This is a genomic window from Spirosoma horti, assembly GCF_054776595.1.
Genome location: NZ_BAAHBQ010000003.1, coordinates 513926 through 540047, shown reverse-complemented (window position 1 = coordinate 540047; position 26122 = coordinate 513926). Strand labels below are relative to the sequence as shown.

16 protein-coding genes are annotated in these 26122 nt (G+C 52.5%); 4 read left to right on the top strand and 12 right to left on the bottom strand.

All coding sequences use genetic code 11. From position 1 onward, the window contains the following. Positions 1 to 41 precede the first annotated feature (41 nt). The 8 genes from ACYVAM_RS10095 to ACYVAM_RS10060 all read right to left on the bottom strand — a co-directional run bounded on the left by ACYVAM_RS10095 (position 42) and on the right by ACYVAM_RS10060 (position 14862). Entirely contained in the window at positions 42 to 1514 is a 1473-nt protein-coding gene (locus ACYVAM_RS10095) for a RagB/SusD family nutrient uptake outer membrane protein (protein WP_461066479.1), read from the bottom strand. A 15-nt stretch (positions 1515 to 1529) separates the two neighbouring features. Then, positions 1530 to 4520: a SusC/RagA family TonB-linked outer membrane protein gene (locus ACYVAM_RS10090; RefSeq protein WP_461066477.1), complete on the bottom strand. Its 2991-nt coding sequence runs from the start codon at positions 4518 to 4520 to the stop codon at positions 1530 to 1532. A gap of 81 nt (positions 4521 to 4601) precedes the next feature. After that, positions 4602 to 5849 carry a galactonate dehydratase gene (gene dgoD, locus ACYVAM_RS10085; protein ID WP_461066475.1) on the bottom strand — a complete coding sequence of 416 codons (1248 nt, stop codon included), beginning with the start codon at positions 5847 to 5849 and terminating at the stop codon, positions 4602 to 4604. A 210-nt stretch (positions 5850 to 6059) separates the two neighbouring features. Beyond that, positions 6060 to 7415, bottom strand: coding sequence for an enolase C-terminal domain-like protein (locus tag ACYVAM_RS10080; protein ID WP_461066473.1), 1356 nt, complete (start codon positions 7413 to 7415; stop codon positions 6060 to 6062). A gap of 177 nt (positions 7416 to 7592) precedes the next feature. Beyond that, a complete protein-coding gene (locus tag ACYVAM_RS10075; protein WP_461066471.1) occupies positions 7593 to 9128 on the bottom strand; it encodes a SusD/RagB family nutrient-binding outer membrane lipoprotein in 1536 nt (511 codons plus the stop codon). Positions 9129 to 9142: 14 nt separating this feature from the next. Further along, positions 9143 to 12289 carry a SusC/RagA family TonB-linked outer membrane protein gene (locus tag ACYVAM_RS10070; protein WP_461066469.1) on the bottom strand — a complete coding sequence of 1049 codons (3147 nt, stop codon included), beginning with the start codon at positions 12287 to 12289 and terminating at the stop codon, positions 9143 to 9145. 226 nt (positions 12290 to 12515) lie between these two features. Further along, positions 12516 to 13757: a mandelate racemase/muconate lactonizing enzyme family protein gene (locus ACYVAM_RS10065; RefSeq protein ID WP_461066467.1), complete on the bottom strand. Its 1242-nt coding sequence runs from the start codon at positions 13755 to 13757 to the stop codon at positions 12516 to 12518. Positions 13758 to 13821: 64 nt separating this feature from the next. Continuing rightward, positions 13822 to 14862, bottom strand: a complete 1041-nt coding sequence (locus tag ACYVAM_RS10060; protein ID WP_461066465.1) for a LacI family DNA-binding transcriptional regulator — start codon at positions 14860 to 14862, stop codon at positions 13822 to 13824. Between the two features lie 373 nt (positions 14863 to 15235). Between ACYVAM_RS10060 and ACYVAM_RS10055 the strand changes: the two genes are divergently transcribed. Then, on the top strand, positions 15236 to 16831 hold the full coding sequence (locus ACYVAM_RS10055) for a M28 family peptidase (RefSeq protein WP_461066463.1): 1596 nt from the start codon (positions 15236 to 15238) through the stop codon (positions 16829 to 16831). A gap of 50 nt (positions 16832 to 16881) precedes the next feature. On the opposite strand, the gene ACYVAM_RS10050 is transcribed toward ACYVAM_RS10055, so the two are convergent. From ACYVAM_RS10050 to ACYVAM_RS10035, 4 genes are all read right to left on the bottom strand, one after another. After that, complete coding sequence (locus tag ACYVAM_RS10050) at positions 16882 to 17685, bottom strand: alpha/beta fold hydrolase (protein WP_461066461.1); 804 nt, start codon at positions 17683 to 17685, stop codon at positions 16882 to 16884. A 68-nt stretch (positions 17686 to 17753) separates the two neighbouring features. After that, entirely contained in the window at positions 17754 to 18581 is an 828-nt protein-coding gene (locus tag ACYVAM_RS10045; protein ID WP_461066459.1) for a sugar phosphate isomerase/epimerase family protein, read from the bottom strand. Positions 18582 to 18667: 86 nt separating this feature from the next. Beyond that, complete coding sequence (locus ACYVAM_RS10040; RefSeq protein ID WP_461066457.1) at positions 18668 to 21853, bottom strand: PVC-type heme-binding CxxCH protein; 3186 nt, start codon at positions 21851 to 21853, stop codon at positions 18668 to 18670. Between the two features lie 57 nt (positions 21854 to 21910). Further along, positions 21911 to 22810, bottom strand: coding sequence for a ThuA domain-containing protein (locus tag ACYVAM_RS10035; protein ID WP_461066455.1), 900 nt, complete (start codon positions 22808 to 22810; stop codon positions 21911 to 21913). Between the two features lie 602 nt (positions 22811 to 23412). Here ACYVAM_RS10035 and ACYVAM_RS10030 point away from each other — a divergent pair. Genes ACYVAM_RS10030 through ACYVAM_RS10020 form a run of 3 tightly spaced genes read left to right on the top strand, consistent with a single transcriptional unit; the run spans position 23413 to position 26120 of the window. Next, complete coding sequence (locus tag ACYVAM_RS10030; RefSeq protein WP_461066453.1) at positions 23413 to 24147, top strand: (Fe-S)-binding protein; 735 nt, start codon at positions 23413 to 23415, stop codon at positions 24145 to 24147. Positions 24148 to 24159: 12 nt separating this feature from the next. Beyond that, entirely contained in the window at positions 24160 to 25539 is a 1380-nt protein-coding gene (locus tag ACYVAM_RS10025; RefSeq protein ID WP_461066451.1) for a lactate utilization protein B, read from the top strand. Further along, a complete protein-coding gene (locus ACYVAM_RS10020) occupies positions 25536 to 26120 on the top strand; it encodes a LutC/YkgG family protein (RefSeq protein WP_461066449.1) in 585 nt (194 codons plus the stop codon). Before ACYVAM_RS10025 ends, ACYVAM_RS10020 begins: the two co-directional genes overlap by 4 nt. The last annotated feature ends 2 nt before the right edge of the window (positions 26121 to 26122 follow it).

Below are 26122 nucleotides of genomic sequence, written 5' to 3'. Positions count from 1 at the left end.
ATAAGGTTCTTGGAACCTTATAGGTCTACTTGTCAGATCACCTACAAATTCGGGTTAATAGACGTATCAGTATACGGCAATGGGAACCAATAATTTGCTTTGGTAATGGGTTTGATGGGTTGCAGATCCTCAGGGCTTTTGGCCGCATTGGCGGCTTCTACCTGTTCCAGACGAATCAGGTCAAACCAGCGCGTCCGTTCGCAGGCAAACTCCCAGGCGCGCTCCTGCACCACCGCGTCGGCAAACTGGGCGGCCGTGAGGCCATCGCCCGGTGCCAGCGCCTTGGCACCCGTTGGTAAACCCCGCAACCGAACTGCATTTAGGGCATCATACGCTGCCTGATCCGGGCCTCCTGTGCCGCGCGCTTTGGCCTCGGCATAAATGGTCAGTACGTGCGGATAACGCATCATAACGGAGGGTAGCGAAATGCTGGACGTAACGACGTTGCCTTTGATGTACCATTTTTTGTAGTACGGATGTTTCGTCAGGCTTTGTTCCCAGGGAATGGTGGTGGCACCCAAACCAAACTGCGTCCGGAAGGTAGCATCTTTGCGGGGACCGGCAGGGAAGGCTTTGAAGAAATTAAGCTCGGCAAACATATCATCCCAGCCCCCTTCTTCACCCGGCATGGTCGTATTGCCATAGGTGGCGTTGGCCGTACCGCTGCCCCCCGTAAACCCACTGATCTGAAAGACCGATTCCGGAATGATCGCGACGGCCGGATCGTTGTCGAAAACGGCGGCAAACGTTGGCATCAACGCAAAACCATACGTGGCGCGGTTGTCAATCACTTCCTTGGCTTTAGCCGCAGCCAGATCATACTTGTCGGTTTGCTTGAGCGGCCAGCCCGCCATGGTCAGGTATACGTCGGCCAGGAACGCCTTGGCTGCACCCACATTGGGCCGGCCCGGATCGCGTCGGGTGTTAGGCAGCATGGTTTCCGCTTTCTTCAAATCCTCGACGATCAGGGCATAGACTTCCGCTGGCGTCGATTTTTTGATGGTGAGCAGGCTGGCTGAGTATTCGCCGGCAGTGACCAGCGGAATACTGCCGTAAAAGCGGGTCAACCAATAATAGGAAAAGCCACGAATGAAATAGGCCTCGCCCGCAATGATGTCAATCGTCGCTTTGGTGCCGACCGTTTTTGAGTAATTGTTGATTACGTTGTTGGCACCCTGAATGGCTTTGTAACAACCCGTATAGACAGCCCCCGAGCGCTGGTTTGTGGTCGATACATTAAACTGGTCGAACTCACGCCAGTCGGCTTTGTTGCTGGCTGGGTGCGTCGTTACGTCATCGGCACCCAGGACGGCTGCATTGGCGGAAGGATGCAGGAAGCCGTAGCTCCACTGATTGCCTAAGCCTTTATAGGATCCGGTCAGGGCCGACTCCAGGCCGTCCTGAGTCGAGAGAACGTTTCCGCCGTATAATAGCCCCGTTGTATCTTCTTCGAGGTAACCTTTGCAGCCTGCTGTGAGCAGGGCTGCCAATCCAAGTATGACTAATTTTTTCATGATTCAGTAAGGAGTTTAAAAGCCCAGGTTGATACCGAGCGTATATTGTTTGGCATTTGGATAGGAACCGTAGTCGATACCGATGGCTGTATCGGTGTTCGAACCAACCCGGGCCGACTCTGGATCTGGCCCTTTGTATTTGGTGATCGTCAGCAGATTCGTTGCGCTGGCAAATACCCGGATGCTCGCTTTGTTATGAATGAACCCGGTTGGTACGTTGTAGGAGAGGCTTACGTTTTTCAGACGAACGAAGCTGCCATCTTCCAGGAATCGGCTCGACTGGGTGAAGGGCTGGTACGTTTTCGTAAACGCCGGAACGTCGGATGTTTCATTGCCGGGGCGGTAATAATTCCGGATTTCAGACAGAATGAATTGCCGCGCATCGCCCGAGCCTGACAGGGCTGCTGCCCGGGTATAGTTGAGCTTATCGACGCCAAATACACCGTTAAAGAACACGTTCAGTGTCAGTCCTTTGTAGGTGAAGGTGTTGTTCCAGCCACCCGTTGCTTTCGGGAATGCCCGGCCTATAATCTGGAAGTCATCCGTTGTAATCGAATTGTCGCCGTTCAGATCCTGATAGTGTGGATCGCCCGGCACGCGGCCCTGCTTGGCTGCCGCATCAGCTTCGTTTGGTTTCCAGGTACCCAGATAATTCAGGCCCCAATACGAACCCAATGGCTCGCCCGGTATCAGCATAAATTCATTGGTGGTCGACATGCCGCCCCCAACGCCCGTACCCTGGCCTAGCCGGGGCAGACCACCCAGACTGAGTACTTTATTCTGTAAAGTGGAAACGTTCAGATTTGTCTCCCAGCGGAAACTACCCGTTGTCAACGGTGTGCCGCCGATTGAAAACTCAAAGCCTTTGTTCTCAACCTCACCCACATTCCGGGCCTGGGTACCACCACCGGCATAGCTCGGAATGGCTACGTTCAGGAGCAAGTCGGTCGTGTTTTTCTTGAAATAATCGGCTTCAATATGCAGCCGTCCGTTCAGGAATTCCATTTCAAGACCTACATCCACCTGCTTGGTCGTTTCCCATTTAAGGTCTGGATTGCCGGGGTTGCCCAGAATCACACCGGATGTAGCCGCCGTGTTGTTGAAGGCAACCTGGGCTGAGCTATACGACGATATAGTCGAGTACGGACCAAGGGCCTGGCTGCCGGTCATACCCCAGCTTCCCCGCAGTTTGAGGTTGCTGAAGACGTTGAGTTTCTTGATAAACTCTTCTTCCGATAAACGCCACCCAAGGGCTACGGATGGGAAAACGCTGTACTGGTTACCCGCACCAAATTTGGATGATCCATCCCGACGAACAGCGGCCGATACCAGGTATTTGTCTTTATAGCTGTAGTTTACGCGTCCCAGCAACGACAGCAGAGTCCATTTCTGATAGCTGGATGCCACGGTAGCGGCTGTGTTGCCACCGATGTTATCGTATCCCAATTGTGGAAACCGTAATCCCGACGCACTGGCGGTGAAGTCTCGGCTTGTGAATTGCTGCGTCTCCAGCACGGCAACGGCGTTGATCGAGTGATTGCCTAGCTTGACGTCGTAATTCAAATTATTCGTGTTTTGCAGGGTCACCTGCTCCGCCGAATAGCGGCTTGCCGTTGGTACGTTGTTCGAAAGTCGCTTGCCGTTTAAATTCAGGTTCTGCGCATTCAGGTAATTGACGGCATACTGCAAATCGAGAGATAGTCCCTTGATAGGGAGTTTGTAGTTTATCCCGCCATTGAGGTTAATTCCGCTCTTGTTTGCATCGACCGACTGATCGTATAAATAATCCAGCGGATTGCGGTAAACGGAGCCAATCGGATCGGTAAACGTCGGCTGTCCATCGGCCCCGTAGGCAGGCGTTGTTGGGGCCCAGGCCAGGGCCTGAACGATGGCACCCCCATCGATTGTGTTGTGATTTTGTGACCGTGTAGCCCACAGATTCAGCCGAAACGAAAGCTTGTTATTGATCTGTGTATTGATGTTGGTCCGCAGGTTATACCGCTTAAACCCACTGTTATTGACGATACCATTTTGGTTCAAATAGTTTCCTGACACCAGAAAGGTCGTTTTATCGCTACCACCCGACAGCGTGATCTGGTGTTGTTGACCGGTTCCGTTGCGGAATACCAGGCTCTGCCAGTCGGTGCCGCCATTTTGTTTGAATTGCCCAATCTGATCGGACGTAAAGGGCAGATTGGAACCCGTAGCGGTGGCGCGGGCATTGACGATTTCGGCAAATTCGCCCGCTGGCAATACGTCGTATTTTTTGATAACCTCCGACGTGCTGAACTGACCTTCGTAGTTGACTTTAAGGCCTTTAGAACCTTTTTTGGTCGTAATGATCACCACGCCATTGGCACCGCGACTCCCATAAATGGAGGTCGATGCGGCATCTTTCAGGATCTGAATGGTTTCGATGTCGCTGGGGTTCACGAAGTTAAAATCAGCGCCCACGAACCCATCGACCACATACAACGGGTTGTTATTGCCCAGTACGGAGTTCGCTCCCCTGATTCGAATCCGGGCGTCGCCACCGGGCGCCCCGTTTGTCTGGCTTACCTGCACACCCGCAGCACGTCCCTGCAACACCTGATCCAGGCGGGTAACCGGTTGCTGGGCAAACTCCTTGGTCGAAATGGCGGTCAACGCGCCTGTTACGTCGGTTTTGCGCTGGGTACCATACCCAACGACAACCACCTCATTCAGCGTCTTCTGGTCTTCCGCTAACTGAATTGTAACTACCGAGCGGCCATTGATGGGCACCGTCTGGCTAACGTAGCCGATATTGGAAAAGACCAGCGACGCATTGCTGGCCGCGTTTATCGAAAAGTTGCCTTCTGCATCACTGGCGGTACCCACCGTTGTACCGCTCACCTGGACGTTGACACCAGGCAACCCCTGATTGTCGGGTCCGGTCACCGTACCCGTTACTCTGGCGTTCTGGGCGAAGGCATAACCCTGACACAGAAGCAGTAGCAAAAAGAAATAGGTTACATGTTTTTTCATGATTAAAAATTAATTGGGTAAGAGAAATACTGATTTTTAGGGCACTATGGGTCGTTTATTTGTTTTTCGATAGACTATTGATTACCAGTCGACTACGGAGCCATCGAGCGCGTTGTACAACTCGGGGTTTTTCCAGTCATGACCGATCTTGTCTTTTATTTTGTCTTCATCCAGTTCGACACCCAGACCGGGGCCTTGTGGAATCAGAACAGTGCCGTCTTTTTGCAATTTGAACGGATTCTTTATGTAGCCTTCACCCAGCGAGACCTGCTCCTGTACCAGGAAATTAGGGATACTGGCTGCCAGATTAAGGCCAACAGCGAGGGAGATTGGCCCCATTGGATTATGCGGAGCAACGGGCACATAGTAAGCTTCGGCCATGCCGGCAATCAGACGGCCTTCGGTAATGCCGCCCGCATGGCAGAGGTCGGGTTGAACGATACTGACGGCTTTCTTTTCCAGCAGTTCACGGAAGCCCCATTTAGTGAAAATTCGTTCGCCAGCCGCAATCGGAAGATGCGTACCGCGCGCGATGTCGGCCAGGATATCCACATTCTGCGCCTGACAGGGCTCCTCGACGAACATGGGCTGAAACGGCTCTAACTGCTTGATCAGCACTTTGGCCGTCTGGGGTGAAATGTTTCCGTGAAAGTCGATGGCAATGTCCATATCAGGACCGCCCGCTTCGCGTAAAGACGCAAAATTGTCGACGGCGTACTTAATGAATTGCGGATTCTCGACAATGTTGGCCGGGTTCTTATGGGCAACGCCCGTTTTGATAATCGTATATCCTTCGGCCTTCCGTTTCTTGATGTCGTCCGCATTGCTGGCCCGCCCGTAAATCCGGACGCGGTCACGGGTAGGGCCACCCAGCAATTCATAGACCGGCACATTGAGCAGCTTTCCTTTAATATCCCATAAGGCATGGTCGATGCCACTCAGAGCGCTCGTTAAAATGGGGCCACCCCGGTAGAACGCATGGCGGTAAATCGCCTGCCAGTGGTGCACAACATGCCGAGGGTCTTTGCCAATCAGATACGGTTCTACTTCTTTAATCGCCGTCTGGATCGTTAGCGCCCGCCCTTCGAGCAACGGTTCGCCTAAACCGACGACGCCTACATCGGTATGGATTTTAAGGAAAATCCAGCGGGGCTTGACCAGGAAGGTTTCCAGTTTGGTAATCTTTACCTTACTATAATCGGCAAAGTGGCCTGGTTTTGCGGCATAGGAAGTTTGTGGCAAAACCATCGTTCCCATGCCTGCCACACCCAAAACGGACTGTATGGCAGAACGGCGTGACATGCCGGTTTTTTTATTTGATGAGTTCATTTGGTTCTGAGTTAAGGGTTCAGTCAGTTAATCGTTTAAGCAGCCGATGAAAAAGAAGGCTGCTGATGCGAAGTTGAGTTGTATACGTTTTGTCATTCCGACCAAAGAGAAATCTTACTGCAAGACAATCGTCAAGATTCTTCTTTTGTCGGAATGACAACCTGGTCCTCATTTAGCTCTTTTATGAGTGATCGATAACTGCCGTACCTATCACGGCCGGATGATCGTCCCGTCCATCCGGCGCACCTGCCAGTTGGACTTGGTGCTGATGGGATACTTGGCCGCTTCCTTCTCGTTGATGTCCACGCCCAGACCCGGCACCTCATTGACCGACATGTAACCCTTGTCCATCGTCGGACACCCGCTGAAAACCGCCTGCGTCTTCTCCGAAAAAGCCACCGCTTCCTGAATCCCAAAGTTCCACACCGCCAGGTCGATGTGCGCGTGTGCCGCATGACCCACCGGCGAAACGTCCCCCGGGCCGTGCCAGGCCGTGCGCACGTTGAACCACTCGCCCAGTCGGGCCACCTTCATGGCCGGGGTGATGCCCCCTATCTGAGACACGTGTATCCGGATGTAGTCGAACCACTGGTTGACCATCGGTTCCTTGAACTCATTGATGTTGTTAAACAATTCGCCCATCGCAATGGGCACCGTGGTGGTCTGCCGAAGCTGGGCAAACCACTTCATGTTCTCGGGCGAGAAGGGGTCTTCGATGAAGAAAGGCCGGTAGTCTTCCACCTGCTTGATCATGTTGATGGCCTCGATGGGCTGCACCCGCTCGTGAACATCGTGAAGCAGTTCGATCTCTTCTCCGCACTGCTTGCGCACAACCTCGAACATCTTGGGCACCGACTTCAGATACCCCATCACGTTCATGTAGGCGTCGCCTTCGTAGCCGAAACCGGCCGCTTTGAAGTCGGGTTTGTCCACGTTGCTGCCCACCCCGCCGTAGCCGCCCTGCTGAATGCGGATGTACTTGAAGCCCTGCTCCATGAACTTCTTGACGCTGTCGGCGGTGGCTTCGGGGGTGTTGCCTCCGGCATGGGTGTAGCAGGGAATGGCGAAGCGGACCTTACCACCCAGAAGTTGGTAGACGGGCATCTTGGCCCGTTTGCCTTTGATGTCCCACAGGGCCTGATCGAGTCCCGAGAGGGCGTTGTTGAGCACGGGCCCATTTCGCCAGTAGGAACTCACATAAGCCGACTGCCAGAGGTCTTCGATGTTATCGACGTCTTTGCCCACGCAGAACTCATTGAGGTAGGTGTTGATAGCGACCACCACGGTGGCGGCCCGTTGGGTGAAGGTGGCGCAGCCCAGGCCGTAGAGTCCGGGTTCGGTGGTTTCGACTTTGACGACGATGAGGTTGGATCCTTGGGGGGCGGTGGCGATGGCTTTGACGGATTTGATTTTGACGGGCGGAGCGCCGATGGCGTAGGCAGGTTTGGTTTGCTGTTCGCGGGCTTCGGCGGTGGAGATGCCCCCAAAGAGGCTTAGTACACCGGCCGTGGAGCCGAAGCCCAGCATTTTTAACGTGTCACGGCGACTTTGATCAGGATTATTCATGAGAGAAAAGAAAGGGTTTAGAACTTATAGTTGATTAGTGAATTACCCCACTCCCGACTCCGCCCGTCTTAAATTAAGGGGAGGGGTGAGGACTTTGCCTTTTTTATCTTTTCGTGTATTAAAAATTTTGGTGTTTTAGCCCCTCCCCTGTTTTTCAGGGGAGGGGTTGGGTAAATCTCACTTCTTATCCCACCAGACCCGCGTATCGAGCGTATTAGGCCCCTGCCGGGAAATGGCTTCGTTCAGTTTTCCTGAGTTGACAACAATCTCACTATCAGGATAGGGCATACGTCGAATGAAGTCACCTTTCACTTCGGAGCCAGGGTAGGGGTTTTTCTTTAAAGCAGGAAAACCACTGCGTCGGAAATTGGCGAAGGCTTCGGTGCCGTCCAGGAAGGAAGCGACCCAGTATTGCGTATTGATCTGATCCAGCGCGTTGGTGGCGTCCAGCGGGTGAGCATCCAGATAAGCCTTAATAGTCGCTTCCGGAATGGTTGAGCCATACGACGCCATCTGCTCCAGATTGGCCCGAATGCCTTTCGCAAAATAGTCAGCGGCTGCGCCGGTCACCCATCCGCGAACGGCCGCTTCGGCGAGCAGGAATTGAGTCTGTGCGTAAGTGAGATGGTATTCGGGCGCGTCCAGTTTTAGCACCGTGCTCAGGTTGACCTGGGTGAAATCCCATAGGCTCACGACCTTGTTTTGCGCCAGCACGGTGTTGATCGATACGTCGTTGTAGCCCATCGGCATGCCAACCTGCACCGCCGGATCCGATGAGGCTCGTGTGGCTACCTGTTCCTGACCACCTTTGGCCCCTACGTAGCGAACGGCAAAAATGGGCAGGCGGGGATCATTGTTTGCTTTCAGGTAATCGACAAACGGGGCCGCCAGATAGAAGTTGGTTTTCTCGCGCGCCTGTAAGTGGTTGGCAATGTAGTTGTTATAAATAGCCGTATGCCGAAGGGTTGAGTTGTCTGCGTTGGATTGCAACACCCCACCAGCCACGGCTTTTTTTACGTACGTTTCAGCCATGGCCGGATCGACCTTGGTCAGCCGCATGGCCGCCCGAAGCATGAAGGAGTATCCCAATTTTTTCCACTTCGCTACGTCGCCACCATACAGAATATCCGTAACAATTGGCGATTGCGTGGTAGTCAGACCCGCTGAGGCTTCGTCAAGTTCTTTTAACAGATCCTTGTAAATATCCTGTTGTGCATCATATTTAGGGGTGATGATCTCCGTAGTGTACCCCTGTCCTGCTTCAAAATAGGGGATATCTCCATACGTGTCGGTCAGAATCATAAATACGTAGGCTTTCCAGATACGGGCCGCCTGGTAGGTATTTACCTGCGATGGATCGTTCTTGGTTTGGTCCAGTACCGATACCAGTTGCTTGAGCACATTGCGGTAGAAATTCTGCCAGACCAGGGGCGTATTACTACTATTGACCTGATCGTAATTGGCCCCGGACAACGAGCTGCCGTATGGCGTAATGATCTGCTGCACAATGCCAAAGTTGTAGGTCAGCATACCCAGCGTGCCGAACCCATCGAGGTAGTTGGTGTTAATAATGGCCTTGTTGAGCACCATGGGAGCGGCCAGAGACGTTGGGTCGACCTTGTTGGTGTTTACCTCATCGAAGCCCTGATCACAGCCCGTAAGCAGACTCAACGAGAGGACCAGCGTAAGTGTGTATTTTATAGTTAGTTTCATGATTTCAGCTTGCTTTAGAATCGAACATTGAGGTTAAAGCCGATACTGCGGGTTGGGGGAAGCCCTGGCCAGAAGTCCAGCCCTACGCTGTTATCCGAGGAAACCAACGCTTCTTCGGGGTCCATGTTTTCGGTCCATTTCTTGATGATCAGGACGTTATTGGCCACCGCATTCAGCCTCAATCCTTTGATGAACAGGCTCTGGGGAAGTAATTTGGTGAAGTCATAGCCTAACGTAATCTGCCGCAGTTTCCAGAAACCGGCGTTGTTTACAAAATCTTCGTTGACACCCAGCGGGTTAATGGATTCGTAAAAGGGTTGTACAGCCGCTTTTGTCGTGTTGATCTCCCCATTTGGATTGACGCCGTTGCCAATCACGTACCCTACATCCCGGCCCGGTAGCGTCCGTTTCGACAACCCATGACGCATGTAGTTGATGTTGCGTCCGGTAATCATTTTATGACCCAGCTTGAAGTCGATCAGGACCGAAAGAGATAATCCCTTGTAGGTGAACGTGTTGGTGATGCCGCCGAAGTAGGACGGCAACGCGTTCCCCACATCCACCAGCGTGTTGTTTCGAAGTGGCATCCCACTATTTTTATCGAATACCTGCCGTCCCTGGGCATCCCGCAAATATTTGAAGGTGTACAACTGGCCGATGGGTTTGCCCACCACCTGATTCAGTACCCGACCGCTGCCACCGCTTACGGTAATGACAGTATCATTGGGCGACAATCCTAGTTGCAGAACTTTGGAGGTATTGTAGGAGGCATTGGCACTCACATCCCAGCGAAACGAGGGGGTAACCACGGGTGAAAATGTCAGCAACATCTCCAGACCCTGGTTCATGCTCCGGCCAACATTGATGAGCTTGCTGGTATACGAGGAGGCATCGGAAATCTGAGCCGCCAGAATCTGGTCTTCCGTTGTTTTATGGTAATAGGTGAAATCGAAACCTACCCGGTTATTGAACAGCTTCAGTTCCAGACCAACTTCGGCTTCCTGAATGCGGAGCGGACGCAGATTTTTGTTCGGCACCTGCGAGGCATTTATGCCACCCACCGGCACCAGTTGTCCTGACGGATTCGGGAACGAGTTATTATCGACCTGATAGTAGAGTGCGTTCGAATACGGATCTACGTTGTCTGAACCGACTTGCGCATAAGCCGCCCGCAACTTCCCGAACGATAGCCAGGCGGGTAGCCCGTCAAACGCCTGCGAGAACACAAAACTGCTGGTAACGGAGGGATAGAGGATACTGCGGTTGGACGGAGCCAGGGTCGAGAACCAGTCGTTGCGAGCCGTTGCGGTCAGGAACAGGAAATCCCGGTAGGAGACGGTTGCCGCCCCAAATAAGGAGTTGATATTCTTCTCCGACAGCGCGTAAATGGGATTTTTAATCCGGCCGTTGGCCACGGTGTACAGGCCTGGCTGTATAAAATCCTGTACCGTCACGCTATTGTAGTCAATCCGGGCGTATCGTGCGTTGCCACCCAGCGTTACATCCACGCCGATCTTGCCGAACGTTTTGTTCGCGCCCAGAATGAAATCGATATTGCGTTCAGTATTCTGGCGTACATCCTGTGTGTATGAACCGTTTACATAGCCAACAGGCGCTTTGGCAATCGGCGCATAGCCATTCGGAATATTGTAATCCTGGTTCCGGATATAAAAGTCCTGCGCAATACGGCCCTGTAGATACAGCCAGTCGGTGAACTGGTATTTGAGGGCAACGTTGCCAAAAAGCCGGTCACGTTTGATGTTCTCGAAGTGATGACTCATGGAATAGTACGGGTTATTACGTACCAGAAAGCGCGCGATCGAAAGTTCATCGCCATTAGGTAATGTCTGATTTTCGCGCAGGGCCTGAAAAGGCATGGAATTAGCCAGGGTGAACACGACCGTCGATACCGAAAAATCCTGGGCGTTTACCTGCGGAGGGTTGACGTTGTTCTCCTTCGAGTAATTGATATTTCCCGATGCGGTTAGTTTGCTGTTGATATTCTGGGTGAATCCCAGGTTGATCACTTTGCGGTTGAAGGTATTATTCTCCATAATTCCCCGGTTGTCGGTGTTGCCAAACGACAGGCTGAAACCACCATTGGCGCCGTTATTCGCTACGGTGACCGTATTGGTAAAGTTGGTGCCCACGCGATAGAACTGCTTTACCCGATTATAGACCGGTTCGTAAGGATAGGTTTTGTTGTCGAACAGGGTCTGTGTCATGCCCGGCTGAAACTTCTCACCGAAACTCCACACACCCGACGATGGGAAACGGACCGTTGGTCGTACACCGCCTTCGCCTTGGCCATATTCGTACTGAAAATCCGTGTAGTCCAGTGGTGTGTCGGTGGTCAGGTTGGCGTTATACGTCACGCCGAATCCTTTACCGGCTCCCCGGTTTTTGGTGGTAATCATCACCACACCGTCTTTAGCACGCGAGCCGTACAGGGCGGCTGCGGTGCCCCCTTTTAGTACAGTCATCGTTTCAATATCGTCGGGGTTAATGCTGCTCAACCCATCGCCCCCATCCGAACTGTTGACAGGCAGGCCCGTATTGCTACGGGCACTGTAATCGCCACCGAGGGAGCTGTTGGAATTGTCGATCGGTACGCCATTCACAACGATCAGCGGATTATTTTGCCCACTGAACGACGATTGCCCACGAATACGGATCTTGGCCGTTCCGGCGGGTCCCGTTCCCATCGTGGTAATATTGACACCCGCCATTTTACCCTGTAGCCCACTCACAAAGTTGGGGGTGCGGTTGGTCGAGATCTGGTCCGCATTGACCGTCGCCGTAGCATAACCCAGCGTTTTGGCCTCTTTCTTGATCCCAAGCGCCGTAACGACTACTTCGTTGATAGATTTAGCATCTTCGGCCAGCTGCACATTGATGATCGAGCGGTTGTTGACCGGAACGGTCTGGCTCACGTAACTGATGTAGGAAAAAATCAGCGATGCATTGGCGGGCGCATTGATGGTATAGTTGCCTGATGCGTCGGTAGCCGTACCCACCGACGTACCACCCACGACTACGTTGACACCCGGTAGGCCCTGGTTGTCAGCGCCGGTCACTTTGCCGGTCACGCTGTTAGTTTGCGCGACCGTCAGGCCGCTACTTAGCAGCAAATAGAAGAGAAAGATTAGAGATTTTTTCATGTGGTTCAAGCGATTAAGGAAAAGGACAATTAGGTAATGTATTCTAATTATATTAACTTTTAAAATTGATATAATTATACTTTTTGGCGTTTACGAAAAAGGCCGCCCAACCCAGACCAGGCTGGACTTCAGGAATTCATCACTGTACTTTTTAATCAATCTTCAGGTTGTATCTCTGCTTACTCTTGCCGGAATTGACTGATAGCTACTGGCTCTTTTAGCTCACTTACCAGTTGTGAATGGCTCCATCGGGACTTTTCAGGATCGGGTGAGGGAACTGCGTTTTGGTGGCAACCTCCATGACAAACGTTGCTTTCTTCGGGTCGAATTTGACGCCCAGGCCCGGCTCTGGATTCAGGTATAATTTGCCGTTTTTGAAGTTTATAAAATCTTCATTGAAATAGGCTGGGCGCTCCGGTTCACCACCGCCCAACTCCATCAGGCAACGGTTGGGACTGCTGGAGCCCAGCACATGGACGAGTGCTGCTGTGGATAGAGGACCGGTGAAGTGCGGAATCATGCCCACATAGTGTGTCTCGCACAGGGAAGCGATCTTCTTGAATTCGCCGATACCACCCGTGTTGGGTAAGGTAATCCGCGTGTAGTCGATCAGCCGTTGTTCGATGAACTCGTTAATATCCCACCGATCGCCAAACTGCTCGCCAACGGCAATGGGCACATTGGTCATCTGGCGAACGGTTTTATAAACGGCCGGATTTTCGGACCGCACAATGTCCTCGACAAAATAAGGTTCCATGTTTTCGAGCGCCTTACAAATCTTGACGCCTTCGGTCATATCGAAGCGCGTATGTAAGTCGAGGGCCCATTTGCCACCACCGCCCACGGCCGAGTCGATTCGTTTGCAGAGCTCGATGGTCTTTTTGGCATTGTCATAAAAGTCGAAGGGGGCTTCACCGTTGCCGCCGGTGGGCCCGATGCGGTAGGCCCGTAAACCTGCTTCGATACAATCACGGGCGCGTTCTTCTTCCGTTTTGGCTTTCGATGCCCGAAATCCGGTGGCATAACATTCGACATATTCCCGGGTGGCCCCACCCAATAACTCATAAACGGGAACACCCAGTGCTTTGCCTTTCAGATCCCACAGGGCCATTTCCAGGGCGCCCAGGGCGTGTAATTTCTCCCGGCCCGGCGGATAAAACATGCCCCGGTACACGTTTTGCCAGATGTGCTCGATGCGGAACGGATTTTCGCCGATGATCATCTGGGCGCACTGTTCGATCATGTCTTTGGAGCCGCCCTCGCCAATACCGATCAGGCCAGCATCCGTCTGAATTTCAACGATACCGCGTGCCTGGTTAAAAAGTGGTTTGTTATAACCAGGGGCACTGTAATACCTGATTTTCGTTATTTTAAGTTTAGGAACCGCCTGAGCCAGACTCATTGGCAGACCAGCCCAGACTGCCGTTGAACCGACTAATGCAGACTTGAGGAAGTTTCTTCTTTCCATAAAGTTAAGGGTAAGGAATAGGTAAATGTGATTATTGCTTAAACGATTAAGCAAGGGAATAAAACTAAGCTTTCCGTGTTTTTCTGGTTTTTGACGACGCGCGCTCAATCAATTCGGCCTGCATAAGTATCTGGGCGGGTTCTTCAGGTTTATTTTTCAATTTTTTGGTCAAAAGTTCAACGGCTGTCTGGCCTAAATGCACAATAGGTTGTTTCAGGTAGGTAATGGGGCAGTAGTAAAGTTCAAAGACTTCAGCCTGTCCGAAACTAACGATGGCTAATTCATCGGGAACCTTCAGGCCCAGTTTGTTAATGTATTTCAGACCACTGACAGCCAGACTGTACGTAGCAAACAATAGCGCATCAATTGGTTGGTCGGACGAGAGCATGTCATCCAGTGCCATTTTGACTCCGCTGTCAATCTGGTTGATCCGCACCGCCTTTAGCCAGGATGTATGCTGTGTGATGTTGTTATCCCGGAGTGCATCCTGATAGCCTCTTATCCGTTCCTTCATGTGGAACAGCTGCGACTCATACGCAATCATTCCAATGTGTTTATACTGGTTGCCGACCAGGTGCGTCCCGGCGTCATACGATGCCTTGTAATGATCCGTCGACACGAAGTCTGTGGCTATTTCTGGGAAATACCTGTCCAACAGCACAAACGGCACATGTTTGTCCTTCAGGAAATGAATCTGCTGCTCAGAATTTTCGGCTGATACAATGATAAAGCCATCTACCTGCCGGTTAATTAGTACGTCGAGTAAATCCTGCGACTTATCCGCGTTTTCGTCCGAGCTACCAATAATGACCGTATACCCATATCGTTTTGCTTCATCTTCAACTACCCGGGCTATGTTTGCAAAAAACGGGTTCGATATATCGGCAATAATCAAACCTATGGTATGCGTTTTGCCACTGCGTAAACTCTTTGCCAGATGGCTGGGCTGGTAGTTTAGCTCTGAGGCTATCTGCTTGATCTTTAGGGCAATCTCCTGCCCAACCCGGCTCTCTTTCTCTTTGCCATTCAGCACATAAGACACCAAAGCTGTAGAAACGCCCGCTTCCCGGGCTATATCCTTTATAGACACCTTCGTCTTACTCATGTGATCAATGGGCGGTCAGGCACACACGGTTAATGTGGATAAAGGCCTGTGAAACTATACTGGACCAAAGATAAGCTTAATCGTTTAAACAATCCAATAAATATTATTATTTCTACTATTTTTTAGCTTATTAGGTAACCGTAATAGGCGGGATGGCGCGAGGCTCCGGCCTCGTGTCTACTATTCTCCGGCCTCTGGCCGGTGTAAAGTACTGTTGCATTTTTATCTGCAAGTTCATTAATACCGGCCAGAGGCCGAAGAATAGTAGACACGAGGCCAGAGCCTCGCGCCATTGAGGTGCCAGCTATTACGATCTTCGGCTTTTGGGTTGTATCTTAGTCTTAAAATTATCGGTTACTTCTCACTTCATTTAATGACGTACAAACAGGTTTTGCTGGGCGCCACTTTACTTGGGCTGCCTTTCTTAAGTTTCGGCCAGAAAAAATATGCTGCATCCATCACCGCGGCCGATCTCGAAAAACACCTCCGCATTCTGGCCGCCGATGATATGGAAGGCCGCGAAACAGGCCAGGCCGGGCAGCGAAAAGCCGCCGAATACATTGCTAAACAGTTTGCGGCCGAGGGGTTGAAGCCCATTGTGAAAACAGAGGATGGTAAACTGGGTTATCAGCAACCCTTTACGCTTTACAAGAAAAACTGGGGCGATTTTTATGTCACTGCCGGTGGGAAGAAATTCGAGTACCTCAAAGACTTCGTGGTCAACGGCCTGCTCTATCAACCCACCGAAACAACCGTGGAATCGGTATTTGTTGGCTATGGTATCGGCGAAACCACGTATGACGACTATGCCGGACGGGACGTAAAAGGAAAAGCCGTTGTTATGCTGGAAGGCGAACCCAAAACAACGGGCGACAAAGTACTGATCAGCGGGAGTAGCGAAGCCTCTAAATGGGGCGGTCCCAACGGGTGGCGCGCCAAAAGTCTGCTGGCCAAGGAGAAAGGGGCAGCCCAGGTGTTTATCATTTCGGCCGAATCGCCGGAAGCCTTCAAGCAAATACTTGCCCAACGAGGAGCCTTGCAGGGACGCTTTAACCGGTTGATGCTCAAGCCAGGGGCTGAAAATGTCGGTTCGATGGGCGTATTTCTTGTGTCGTCAGAAACCGCAGCTACCCTGCTCAACACTTCGGCGGCAACGTTGGCACAGACGACAACCCAACTGGCCCAATCGGCTACACCTGTTAGCTCGTCGCTGGCAGGTCAGGTAACGGTCAAAGCGGATCGGGTGGAGGAGAAGGCCCAATCATCCAACGTACTGGGCTTTATTGAAGGCACGGATAAAAAAGAGGAAGTCCTGGTTGTTTCGGCGCATTACGACCACATCGGTATCAGCGCAGACGGCCAGGTCAACAACGGGGCCAATGACGATGGCTCCGGTACGGTGTCGGTGATCGAAATTGCGCAGGCGTTTGCCAAAGCCAAAGCGGAGGGGAAAGGTCCCCGCCGGTCGATCCTGTTCCTGACGGTATCGGGTGAAGAAAAAGGGCTGCTCGGGTCTCAATATTATGCCGACATGAGCCCGGTTATCCCGCTCGACAAGACGGTCGCCGACCTGAACATCGACATGGTTGGCCGGGTCGATGATTTGCACAAGGGAAAATCAGAAAACTACATCTACGTCATCGGCTCCGACAAGCTTTCGTCTGAGTTACACAAAATCAGCGAAGCCGCGAACGAAAAGAACATAAAAATGGAGTTGGATTATAAGTATAATGATCCGAAAGATCCCGAACGGATTTACTACCGCTCCGATCACTATAATTTCGCGAAGCACCAGATTCCCATCATTTTCTACTTCAACGGGTTGCACGGTGATTATCATAAACCGACCGATGACGTTGAGAAGATTGATTTCAACCTGGCCGAACGGAGTGCCCGTCTGGTGTTCTACACCGCCTGGGAAATTGCCAATCGCGATGAACGCCTGATTGTCGATAGCAACAAGCAATAAAACACAGATTTATGAGGGGGCCAGATTCGAATCTGGCCCCCTCATAGCTTTTAATGGGCAGCCAGCCAGGTACGAATGCGGGGGTTGAAGTCATCGATACACTCCCAGTGAAACGCATGTCCGGCGTCATCATAGAGGTGCAACTCGCTGTTGGGAATGGCCCCGGCTACTTCCTCGGTCATCCAGACAGGCGTAAAAATATCCTTACGACCCCCAATGACCAGACAAGGCTTGTTTATCGAACCCAGTTCGGCCAGCGTATTGTGCGAAATACAGGCTTCGGCTTGCCCTTCGAGGCCATGCAACGGCTGGGGTGAAGAATCGACGGCGGCCTGCTCCCGGCTGGCCAGAAGGTCGGCAAACATAGTGTCGTCGTCCCAGCTTCGTTTGGCGTAGATCAGCAACTGAATGTAGTTCGAGAACTCTTCGGGTCGCAGTCTGGCTTTGATGGTGGCCATGTGCTGGAAGATCGCTTCGGCGGTTCGGTCGCAGCGTGCCCACGGACACATGAGCACCAGCGAACGCACTTTGTCAGGATGCCGTAGGGCAAGTTGCTGGGCAATGGTGCTCCCCATCGAGACCCCCACGACCCGAACCGAGCCCAGCCCAAGCGCGTCGATCAGGCCCGCATAATCGTCGGCCATTTGGGCCGTGGTATAAGGCCCTGCCGGTTTATCCGACTTGCCAACGCCCCGGTTATCGCCCATAATGCAGCGGAATTGGTGTTGCCAGTCATCGGCGTGTTTTTCCCAGACTGAACCGGGCGCCGTAATGCCCATGATCAGCAGGAGCGGCTCCCCCGAGCCTCGTTCCTCATAATATAAATTGATGCCGTTGGTTTCTAGTAGGGGCATAGTGAAAGAGGACGTTAGTAAATGAGCGAATGCTATTCGGTAGTTTTCACTCATTCTTTTTTCGCTCGTTAAATTACGGCCGGAAGCAGTGTTTCGTACACCCAACGACCGTCGTGAAGGGTAACACCGTCGGGATCATCCATGGCTTCGGGACCTTCATCTTCGCAGATAATCCAGCCGCTGTATTGCTGCTCGACCAACCACCGGGTGATGCCCACAAAATCGACTTTGCCGTTGCCGAGTAATGCAAATTCGGGCTCGCCATTCCAGTCTTTATAATGGACAAGGTTGATGAGCGACGCATACTCTTTCATTTTGGTCAACGGGTCCATGCCGCCGTTGATAAGGTGGCCGACGTCGGGTGTCCAACCTGTGACTGAGGCATCGAGCGATTCGAGAATGACCCGATAATCTTCCTCCGTGCGGGTGATGGACGAATGGGGCGAATTGGGGTGAAACGTGCAGGGAACACCCTGATCGACCGCCCGGCGCGATACCCGATTGACGATATTGACGAGGTTACGACGGCGGGTTTCCAGGTCATGCCGCCCGGTTGGTTTCTGCACGGTACACAGCAACGCCCCCGGAAAGTGTTTCAGAAGGGTAATGGCCCGATCGGCTTCGTATTTTTCCTGCTCCGTTTCGTCGGGGTTGTTCCAGTCCAGGGCCAGCGCAATGGCCGCCAGTTCAACGCCCTGTTCGGTTAGTTTCGCGCCCAGACTGTCGGGATCGGGCAGGTCGCCCATCCAGTTGAAAATAGGTTCGATGCCGGCAAAACCTGCCTGCGCTGTAATGTCGATCATGTGCCCCAGGCGGTTCGCGTGGGTTTGACCATTGTTATTCATGAACCAGGTATAAGCTTCGGCACCGAAGCGAAAAGGGAAAGTAGCGTTCATTTGTGGTGAAAGAGCAAATAAGTGATAAGGCGTCTCGCATCCAGCCGGGCTTGGGCAATGGATGCGAGACGTAAAACAGCGGACGTTTACTTTTCCATTGGGTGTTCTTTCAACAGCTGCTGTGGCGAGTAAAAATCCTTTTTGCGTTCGGTGGCGGCCCGTACTTTCTTCACCTGATCGGGAAGGACGGCGGGGGCCTGATTGCCAAATGAATTTCTGACGTAGGTCAGTACGGCAGCAATTTCGTTGTCTTTCAATAAGCCACCGAACGGGGTCATGGGCACCTGTCCGGGATACGTTTTCCCAACGACGTCGATAGGGCCCATGAGGCCTTTGAGCGCTATTTTTATCAACCGTTCCTCATTGCCCGATACCCAGTTGGTGCCGGTAAGAGGAGGGAAGCCAGAGGCCGTGAGCCCTTTTCCGTCAGGCTGGTGGCAGGTGGTGCAATAGCCTTCCTTCAAATAAATCTGTTTGCCCATGTTGTAGAGCGCCAGCTCTTCTCCTTTCAATGTCGATTTCACGACCTTTTCTTCTACCTTCTTCACGTTGACTCCTTTGAGGTGGGCAACGGCCGCTTCGTGGGCGTGAACCATCCATTCATCCAGCGGTTTTTTTGCCGCTTCGGCCAAGATGGGCAGGCCCTTTTCTTTACCGATCCACGAGGCCGCCACAATGGCGGCCAGGCGAACCCGGCTATTGTCGTCCCGGACGGCCTGCATGAGCAGATCGGCCTGGTCGGCAACCTGATGGCCGGTGTACCGAACGACCTGAACGGCAGCGGCCCGAGCGTGGTAGTCTTTCGCCTTGAGGACTTGCTTCAAAAGTTTCTGGTCTACTTTATCCATGCCCCAACTCACCCAAAGGCCTTCCAGCAGATGATGTTCGTAGCGGGGGGCATTCTTATCAAGCCCCGCTACCCAGGTATTTAGCTTGGCCAAAACCTGATTGACATCCCGTCCGCGAAGTTCGCGCCGGGTGCGGTAGCGCGTGCGGTATTCGGGTAATTTGAGGTTATCCAGCAATTCGTCAATGCTGGCGCCGTCTATTTTAGCGGGCGTCACCAGCGGCCGCGATGGGTAAGTAATCCGGTAAATCCGTCCGTGCGAATGGTCGCGCAGGGGGTCGCGGGCGTTATGCTGCATGTGTCCGATCAGGATGTTGTGCCAGTCGATCAGATAGAGCGAGCCATCGGGCGCGAACTCCATATCGACCGGGCGGAAGTTGCGGTCTTCACTCACGACCAGATCGGCCCGGTGCTTGCTGATGTAGCCCGTTCCGTCGTCTTTCAGGGTGTGCTCTTTCATACCCAGAAAACCGATGGTGTTGTTGATCAGAAAGTCGCCCTGGATGTCGTCGGGGAAGTGGCGGCTGGAAACAAACTCAAGCCCGGATGTTGGCCGAACCCGGTGCGCTTCTTCAATCAACTGAGCCGATTTGTGGGTCGCTTCACCGTAGCGCGGTAATACCGAACCGGGCATCATCCACCGGACATCGGGGCTGGAGGTTTCGGCAAAAAAGGGCTGGCCCCAGTCGTCAAATGCAATGCCCCAGGGGTTTGGAATGGACAACTGAGCGGTGCGTTCCAGTTTGCGGAGTTGCGGACTGTAGCGATAGAAGCCGCCATTGGTGGCCCGAACGGTGCCGTAAGACGTTTCTACGTTGGTGTGCAGAAATACGCCTTCTCCCGAGTAAATAGCGCCCGAGGGGTCGACCGTAAAGGCGTGGCTGTTGTGGTGCGTGTCGTGGTCATCGTAACCACTCAGCAGAATTTCCCGTTTGTCGGCTTTGCCATCGCCATCGGTATCGACGAGCAGTTTCAGGTTCGTGCCCTGCGAGACATATACGCCCTCTTTAGCAATTTCGAAGCCAAGCGGCAAGTGAAGGCCATTGGCGAAAACGGTTTCCTTATCGGCTTTCCCGTCGTTGTTGGTATCTTCAAAAATCAGGATTTTATCGTCGGGCTTGGCATCGCCGGGTTTGTAGTGCGGATAGCTGGGCATGACCGCCACCCACAGCCGCCCTTTGTTGTCGAACGACATCTGCATGGGTTTCGCCAGGTCAGGAAACTCTTCTTCGGAGGCAAAAAGCTCGATCTTATAGCCCTGAGGCACTTTTAGTTTGCTCAACGCTTGCTGCCCATAGAGGTACGTCAGACTACCGTTCTTCTCCGGGTTAAAGTTGGTTTTAACGGCGGGGAGTTGTTTGGTTTTCTTATCAGCCGCAGCAACGTCCATTTTTTCTCCTTTCGTAGCGGCCAGCCAAACGGCCGTGTCCCGAATGGCGGTCATCTCCCGAATCTTTTCTATTTCGGCCGGGTAGTTGTCGGGGCCGAAGGGGTTATACCGGCGGCCGTACACGTGAACACCATTCGGAATTTTATAGTCATTGTGCCACATCCAGTTCTTTTCAAGAACGGCATCGTGTACCAACGCCCGGTTGGTTTCGGCTTTCGGGGTTGCTTTGCCAAAAATCTGATCGGCCAGTAAAACGCCAAGTTTCTTATACCCGGCTTCGTTGAGCTGTGAGCCGTCGATGGTCAGCGGTTCCTTGCTGGCATCGTACCATTGTTTGGAAGGCGTGAAGGCATCGACAAATAGGACATTGTTTTGATCGGCCACCTCTTTCATTGCCTTGGTGTAAAGCGAAAGGTTTTCGTTTTCCTTTTTGCCATTTGGCAGGTCATACATAGCCGACAAATCTTCGAAGGCAATAGGCGATACAAGGGCCAGTTTCGGCGCGCTGACCCCGTTGTATTTTTGCTTCAGCGTCCATTTGATAAAGGCGTCCAGCTCCGCTTTGTAGTTGGCCAGCCCTTCTTTTCCCTGAAAGGATTCGCTGTAGCCGAAAAAGCCCACGATCACATCGGCCTTCAGGCGGGTGAGCCATTGGTCGGGATAATCGAAATGCCCTTCGCTCTCCGAATTATTGGCGTATTCGGTCTGAAATTTCTCGGCTCCCGGAAACGCCCAGGGTGTGTTTCGGCTGGCATGGGGCCTGAAGCCGGGCGTATCTCCGCCGTCGCACATGTTGCGGATGTAAAGCATGTCCTCAGGGTAACGAACCTGCATTTCCGTCTCGAAATGACCATAGTTCATCATCCTTGATCCCAGATTGCCACCCAGGAGCATGATATGAGCACCTTTCTTAACGGCCAACGGCTCGACGGTGTTGGTCAAACCCCGGTTTGTTTGAAACGCACTAACTGCAAGCAGCACGAGCACCGATACGATTAGCAATCGATTGAGTGTTTTTTTTCTGGGTAGCGACATGGCGATTGTTAAAAATGATTACCAACTACGTGTACGTATGTGCTTTGCGAATGCGCATCAGGATTTATTCGGATGGCCGTATGGCACGTCAATCGCCAGTTTACCTTTCCAGTTCTTGGGGACCGGCAAGCCCAGTTCCCAGTGAATGGCATTGATGACCAGGCGCTGAAACGATTCTACCTGAAAATCTTCGGGGTGACCCAGCGTGGTTATGAACGCTTTTCCGCCCCACTGGTTTTTCCAGGTCCAGGCTACAGGATTGTCAATGGCGGCTTTGTCGGGATTGACCGATTTGCCCATCAGCAGCGGCACCGCCCCTTTGGCCGGATAGTCGGGGAGAACCCGGTAGAGCCAGGAGGCTGCGTGGAAGCTGGGTTCGACGCCCGTCAGAATAGGGTTTTTGGCGGCCTCGGGAATGATGGTAACGTCGGTGGTGCTTTTGTGGCCGTAATGGGTGTGCTGCGCCTTGCCGCCCCAGCCCGGTGGTGCTCCAAAGGCGAACTCGCCAAATGAATTCCAGTGTTTCCGTTCGTCGCCATCGGGGTAGTTGAAGGCATGGGTCGTTGTTCGGAAACCCATCACGGGCTTGCCTGATTTTAGGTAAGCGTCGATGTAATTTAGCTGGTCTTGAGGGAGTTGGCGCCATCGGAGGAAGAATACGGCCAGATCGGCCTCTTTCAGGACTTCCAGGCCGGGAATATCTTTTTCGCCATTGTAGTCGGGATAAGCCTTGAGGACTTTGGTGCGCATGCCGTAGTTCTTCTCCAGTTCGGCGGCAATAATGGGTAAGGTCAGCTCTCCACTGTATTCATGGTCGCCGGTGACGAAAACGACATAAGGTTTCTTCGCTTTGGCTGAAGGCGATGCATTCGCCAATACCTCCGTAAACGATAACGGACAGGCTAAAGCCAATAGACCGGCGGCCTGCTGAAGGAAAATTCGGCGTTGGTTTTTCATGTAAGGCAGTTTCTATACGGAAGAGTGAGCTGTTAATGTAAGAAAATCTGGTGCTGAATTTACTTGGTTAGCTGGCCTGGAGGACGAAAAAGGTATGAATTGAGTCGGTTTTACTGCTCGGCTTGTTCAAAAAACACTAGAGTTTATTCTGGCGTATTTATACAGTAAAGCCAGTGGTCTTTCCATAGTCTGTTAGGACATCTAGAGTATGCACACATCTTTTTTGGGTCGCGTAGCGACTAAATGTTTGTAGATCCGGCACCTTTTTTGGTCGCGTAGCGATCAAGCTTTTGCTCGGTTCGATCGCTACGCGACCAAAAAGACGGAGAGATGGCTTTCTTTTCTATAAACATTCGATGCCTATGGCATCAGGTGAGATGTGTATATACTCTAGGTGTCTTCAAGGACCGTGGACGTGAAAACAGACTAGTATAAAAAACGACAAGGTAAAGAATAGTCGGCAGGGAGTAACGTTTCTATATCAATGCCTTTTGACTGGGAAAGTACAGGAAGGATGTAGCTTTGTGGTATCTACATTTGTTGCCTAAAGCCGCCCTGTTTTGCCCAATACGTTTCAGGGCAACTGTTAGTCTGAATCGAACATGAAAGTTGGCCTGTTTATTCCTTGTTACATTGACCAGTTCTATCCGAAAGTAGCGATTGCTACCCTTCGCTTATTGGAAAAAGTAGGGTGTGCGGTGTCGTATCCGCTTCAGCAGACCTGCTGCGGTCAGCCTATGGCGAATTCTGGCTTTGAGCATCTGACGGGAGGCTGCAATGAGAATTTCGTTCGCAATTTTGCTGACTTTGATTACATCGTTTCGCCGTCGGGAAGTTGTACGCTGCATATTAAACATCACCTGCATTCGGCCAACGAAGAGGTTGCCACAGGCATCCGGTCTAGGGTGTATGAACTCACTGAATTTCTGACGGATGTTATGCACGTCTCGGCGCTGGATGCAACGTTTCCGTATAAGGTGGGTTTGCACCAGAGCTGCCACGGCCAGCGCGGGCTCGGGCTGGCGCAAATGTCGGAGCTGGTGGCACCGCCCTTTTCGAAGCCGGTGCAGTTGCTCAACCTGGTGAATGGACTTGAATTGGTGCAACTCGACCGACGCGATGAGTGTTGCGGATTTGGTGGTACCTTCTGCGTGACGGAAGAAGCCGTTTCAGTAAAAATGGGGAAAGACCGCGTGGCCGATCACCTTCGGCATGGCGTCAATTACATTACCGGCGTAGACGTATCGTGTCTGATGCATATGGAAGGTATTCTGAAACGGGCGAATTCGGCCGTGCAGGTCAAACACATTGCCGAAATTTTGACAGCGACGCTTTAATCACATTGGCTGATGAACAAACAGCTTACTTTAGACCACGCCCACGCGGCTGTTGAATTCAATAAGAACGAAGCTAAAGTCGACTGGCACGACGAAACGCTCTGGTTCGTACGCACTAAACGTGATCGGGCCGTTGCTCAGATACCCGAATGGGAGCAGCTACGCGAGGCAGCCTCGCAGATAAAAAACCACGTGCTCTCCAACATGCACGATCTGCTGATCCAGTTTGAGCAAAACGCGATCCGTAACGGAATCAAGGTCCACTGGGCAGCCGACGGTGAGGAGCACAACGCGATCATTCATCAGATCATTCAGCAGACGGGGGCAACCCAACTGGTCAAGTCGAAGTCGATGCTGACGGAAGAGTGCCACCTCAATAAATACCTGATCGACAAAGGGATCGACGTCATTGACAGCGACTTGGGCGAGCGGATTGTGCAGATGCGGGGCGAACCACCTTCCCACATTGTGTTACCCGCCATTCACCTGACCAAGGCAGATGTGGGTGAAACCTTTCACCAGCACCTGGGCACCGACAAAGGCGCCACCGACCCACAATACCTGACTGAAGCGGCCCGGCAACACCTGCGGGAGACCTTCCTGACGCGAAAAGTAGCGCTGACGGGTGTCAACTTTGCCATTGCTGAAACGGGTGGGTTTGTGGTGTGCACCAACGAGGGCAATGCCGATATGGGGGCTCACTTGGCCGATGTGCACATTGCCGCCATGGGCTTTGAAAAGATCATTCCCCGCGCTGAGCATTTGGGCGTCTTTCTTCGGTTGCTGGCTCGCTCGGCTACGGGTCAGCCGATTACGACGTTTTCCAGTCATTTCCACCGTCCGCGACCGGGACAGGAAATGCACATTGTTATTGTGGATAACGGCCGAAGTCGCCAACTAGGTCGTCCCGATTTTCGGAATTCGCTCAAATGCATCCGGTGTGCGGCTTGCCTGAATACCTGCCCTGTTTACCGGCGGTCGGGTGGATTCAGCTACCACAGTGCCGTGGCCGGGCCAATCGGGTCTATCCTGGCTCCGAATCTGGACATGAAACAAAACGCCGATCTACCGTTTGCTTCCACGCTTTGCGGGTCGTGTTCCAATGTATGCCCGGTTAAGATTGATATTCACGAGCAGTTGTATAAATGGCGGCAGGTACTGATGCAGGAAGGCTATGGCCCTACGACCAAAACGGTGGCTATGAAGGCGATGGCCACCGTGCTTGAGTCGCCCCGGTTATATCGGATGGCGGGTAAAGTAGGGCGGGGCGTGTTGCGGTTTGCGCCAATCACGGTCGAAAATGGTCTTAACCCCTGGTACCATCAACGGGAAATGCCCGAGCCACCCGCCGAAAGTTTCCATGACTGGTACGTTAATCAGAAAAAAGCATGACCACCCGCGAGCAGATGCTGGCCAGCATTCAGGCCAATCAGCCAGCCTTACGCCCTATCCCGACTCAGTTTACGTTTACGTCGGTGTTCTCTGACCTGACGAAGCAGTTTATTGACGTACTCACATTTGTGGGTGGGGCCGCCGTTGTTGTGCCTGACTATGAGGCTATCAAAGCAGACATACAAAAGAAATATCCCGCGCTGACAAATGTGGCAACGACCTGTCCGGAACTAGCCGATCTGGCCGATGTCAGGATGGACGTTCGTGATCCGCATGAGCTATCCGGGTTAAATCTGGCTATTATCGAAGGACCGTTGGCTGTGGCAGAGAATGCGGCCATTTGGGTTGATGAGCGTCAGATTCCTCAACGCGCCGTACCCATGATTACTCAATTTCTGGTCATTATCATCCGGCAGTCGACCATTGTGCCCAACATGCATGATGCCTACAAGCTATTAACTGTCGATGAAACCGGCTTTGGAACGTTCATCTGCGGCCCGTCTAAAACGGCTGACATCGAACAAAGTCTGGTCATTGGTGCCCACGGCGCCCGCTCGCTGGTGGTGTTTATACTGCCTTGATC

Bases quoted from the DNA above. Each gene is read 5' to 3' on its own strand.
- ACYVAM_RS10035 (WP_461066455.1), bottom strand. From the start codon at position 22,810: ATGAAAAACCAACGCCGAATTTTCCTTCAGCAGGCCGCCGGTCTATTG.
- ACYVAM_RS10045 (WP_461066459.1), bottom strand. From the start codon at position 18,581: ATGAACGCTACTTTCCCTTTTCGCTTCGGTGCCGAAGCTTATACCTGG.
- ACYVAM_RS10065 (WP_461066467.1), bottom strand. From the start codon at position 13,757: ATGGAAAGAAGAAACTTCCTCAAGTCTGCATTAGTCGGTTCAACGGCA.
- ACYVAM_RS10095 (WP_461066479.1), bottom strand. From the start codon at position 1,514: ATGAAAAAATTAGTCATACTTGGATTGGCAGCCCTGCTCACAGCAGGC.
- ACYVAM_RS10080 (WP_461066473.1), bottom strand. From the start codon at position 7,415: ATGAATAATCCTGATCAAAGTCGCCGTGACACGTTAAAAATGCTGGGC.
- ACYVAM_RS10075 (WP_461066471.1), bottom strand. From the start codon at position 9,128: ATGAAACTAACTATAAAATACACACTTACGCTGGTCCTCTCGTTGAGT.
- ACYVAM_RS10025 (WP_461066451.1), top strand. From the start codon at position 24,160: ATGAACAAACAGCTTACTTTAGACCACGCCCACGCGGCTGTTGAATTC.
- ACYVAM_RS10030 (WP_461066453.1), top strand. From the start codon at position 23,413: ATGAAAGTTGGCCTGTTTATTCCTTGTTACATTGACCAGTTCTATCCG.
- ACYVAM_RS10060 (WP_461066465.1), bottom strand. From the start codon at position 14,862: ATGAGTAAGACGAAGGTGTCTATAAAGGATATAGCCCGGGAAGCGGGC.
- ACYVAM_RS10070 (WP_461066469.1), bottom strand. From the start codon at position 12,289: ATGAAAAAATCTCTAATCTTTCTCTTCTATTTGCTGCTAAGTAGCGGC.
- dgoD (WP_461066475.1), bottom strand. From the start codon at position 5,849: ATGAACTCATCAAATAAAAAAACCGGCATGTCACGCCGTTCTGCCATA.
- ACYVAM_RS10050 (WP_461066461.1), bottom strand. From the start codon at position 17,685: ATGCCCCTACTAGAAACCAACGGCATCAATTTATATTATGAGGAACGA.
- ACYVAM_RS10055 (WP_461066463.1), top strand. From the start codon at position 15,236: ATGACGTACAAACAGGTTTTGCTGGGCGCCACTTTACTTGGGCTGCCT.
- ACYVAM_RS10020 (WP_461066449.1), top strand. From the start codon at position 25,536: ATGACCACCCGCGAGCAGATGCTGGCCAGCATTCAGGCCAATCAGCCA.
- ACYVAM_RS10090 (WP_461066477.1), bottom strand. From the start codon at position 4,520: ATGAAAAAACATGTAACCTATTTCTTTTTGCTACTGCTTCTGTGTCAG.
- ACYVAM_RS10040 (WP_461066457.1), bottom strand. From the start codon at position 21,853: ATGTCGCTACCCAGAAAAAAAACACTCAATCGATTGCTAATCGTATCG.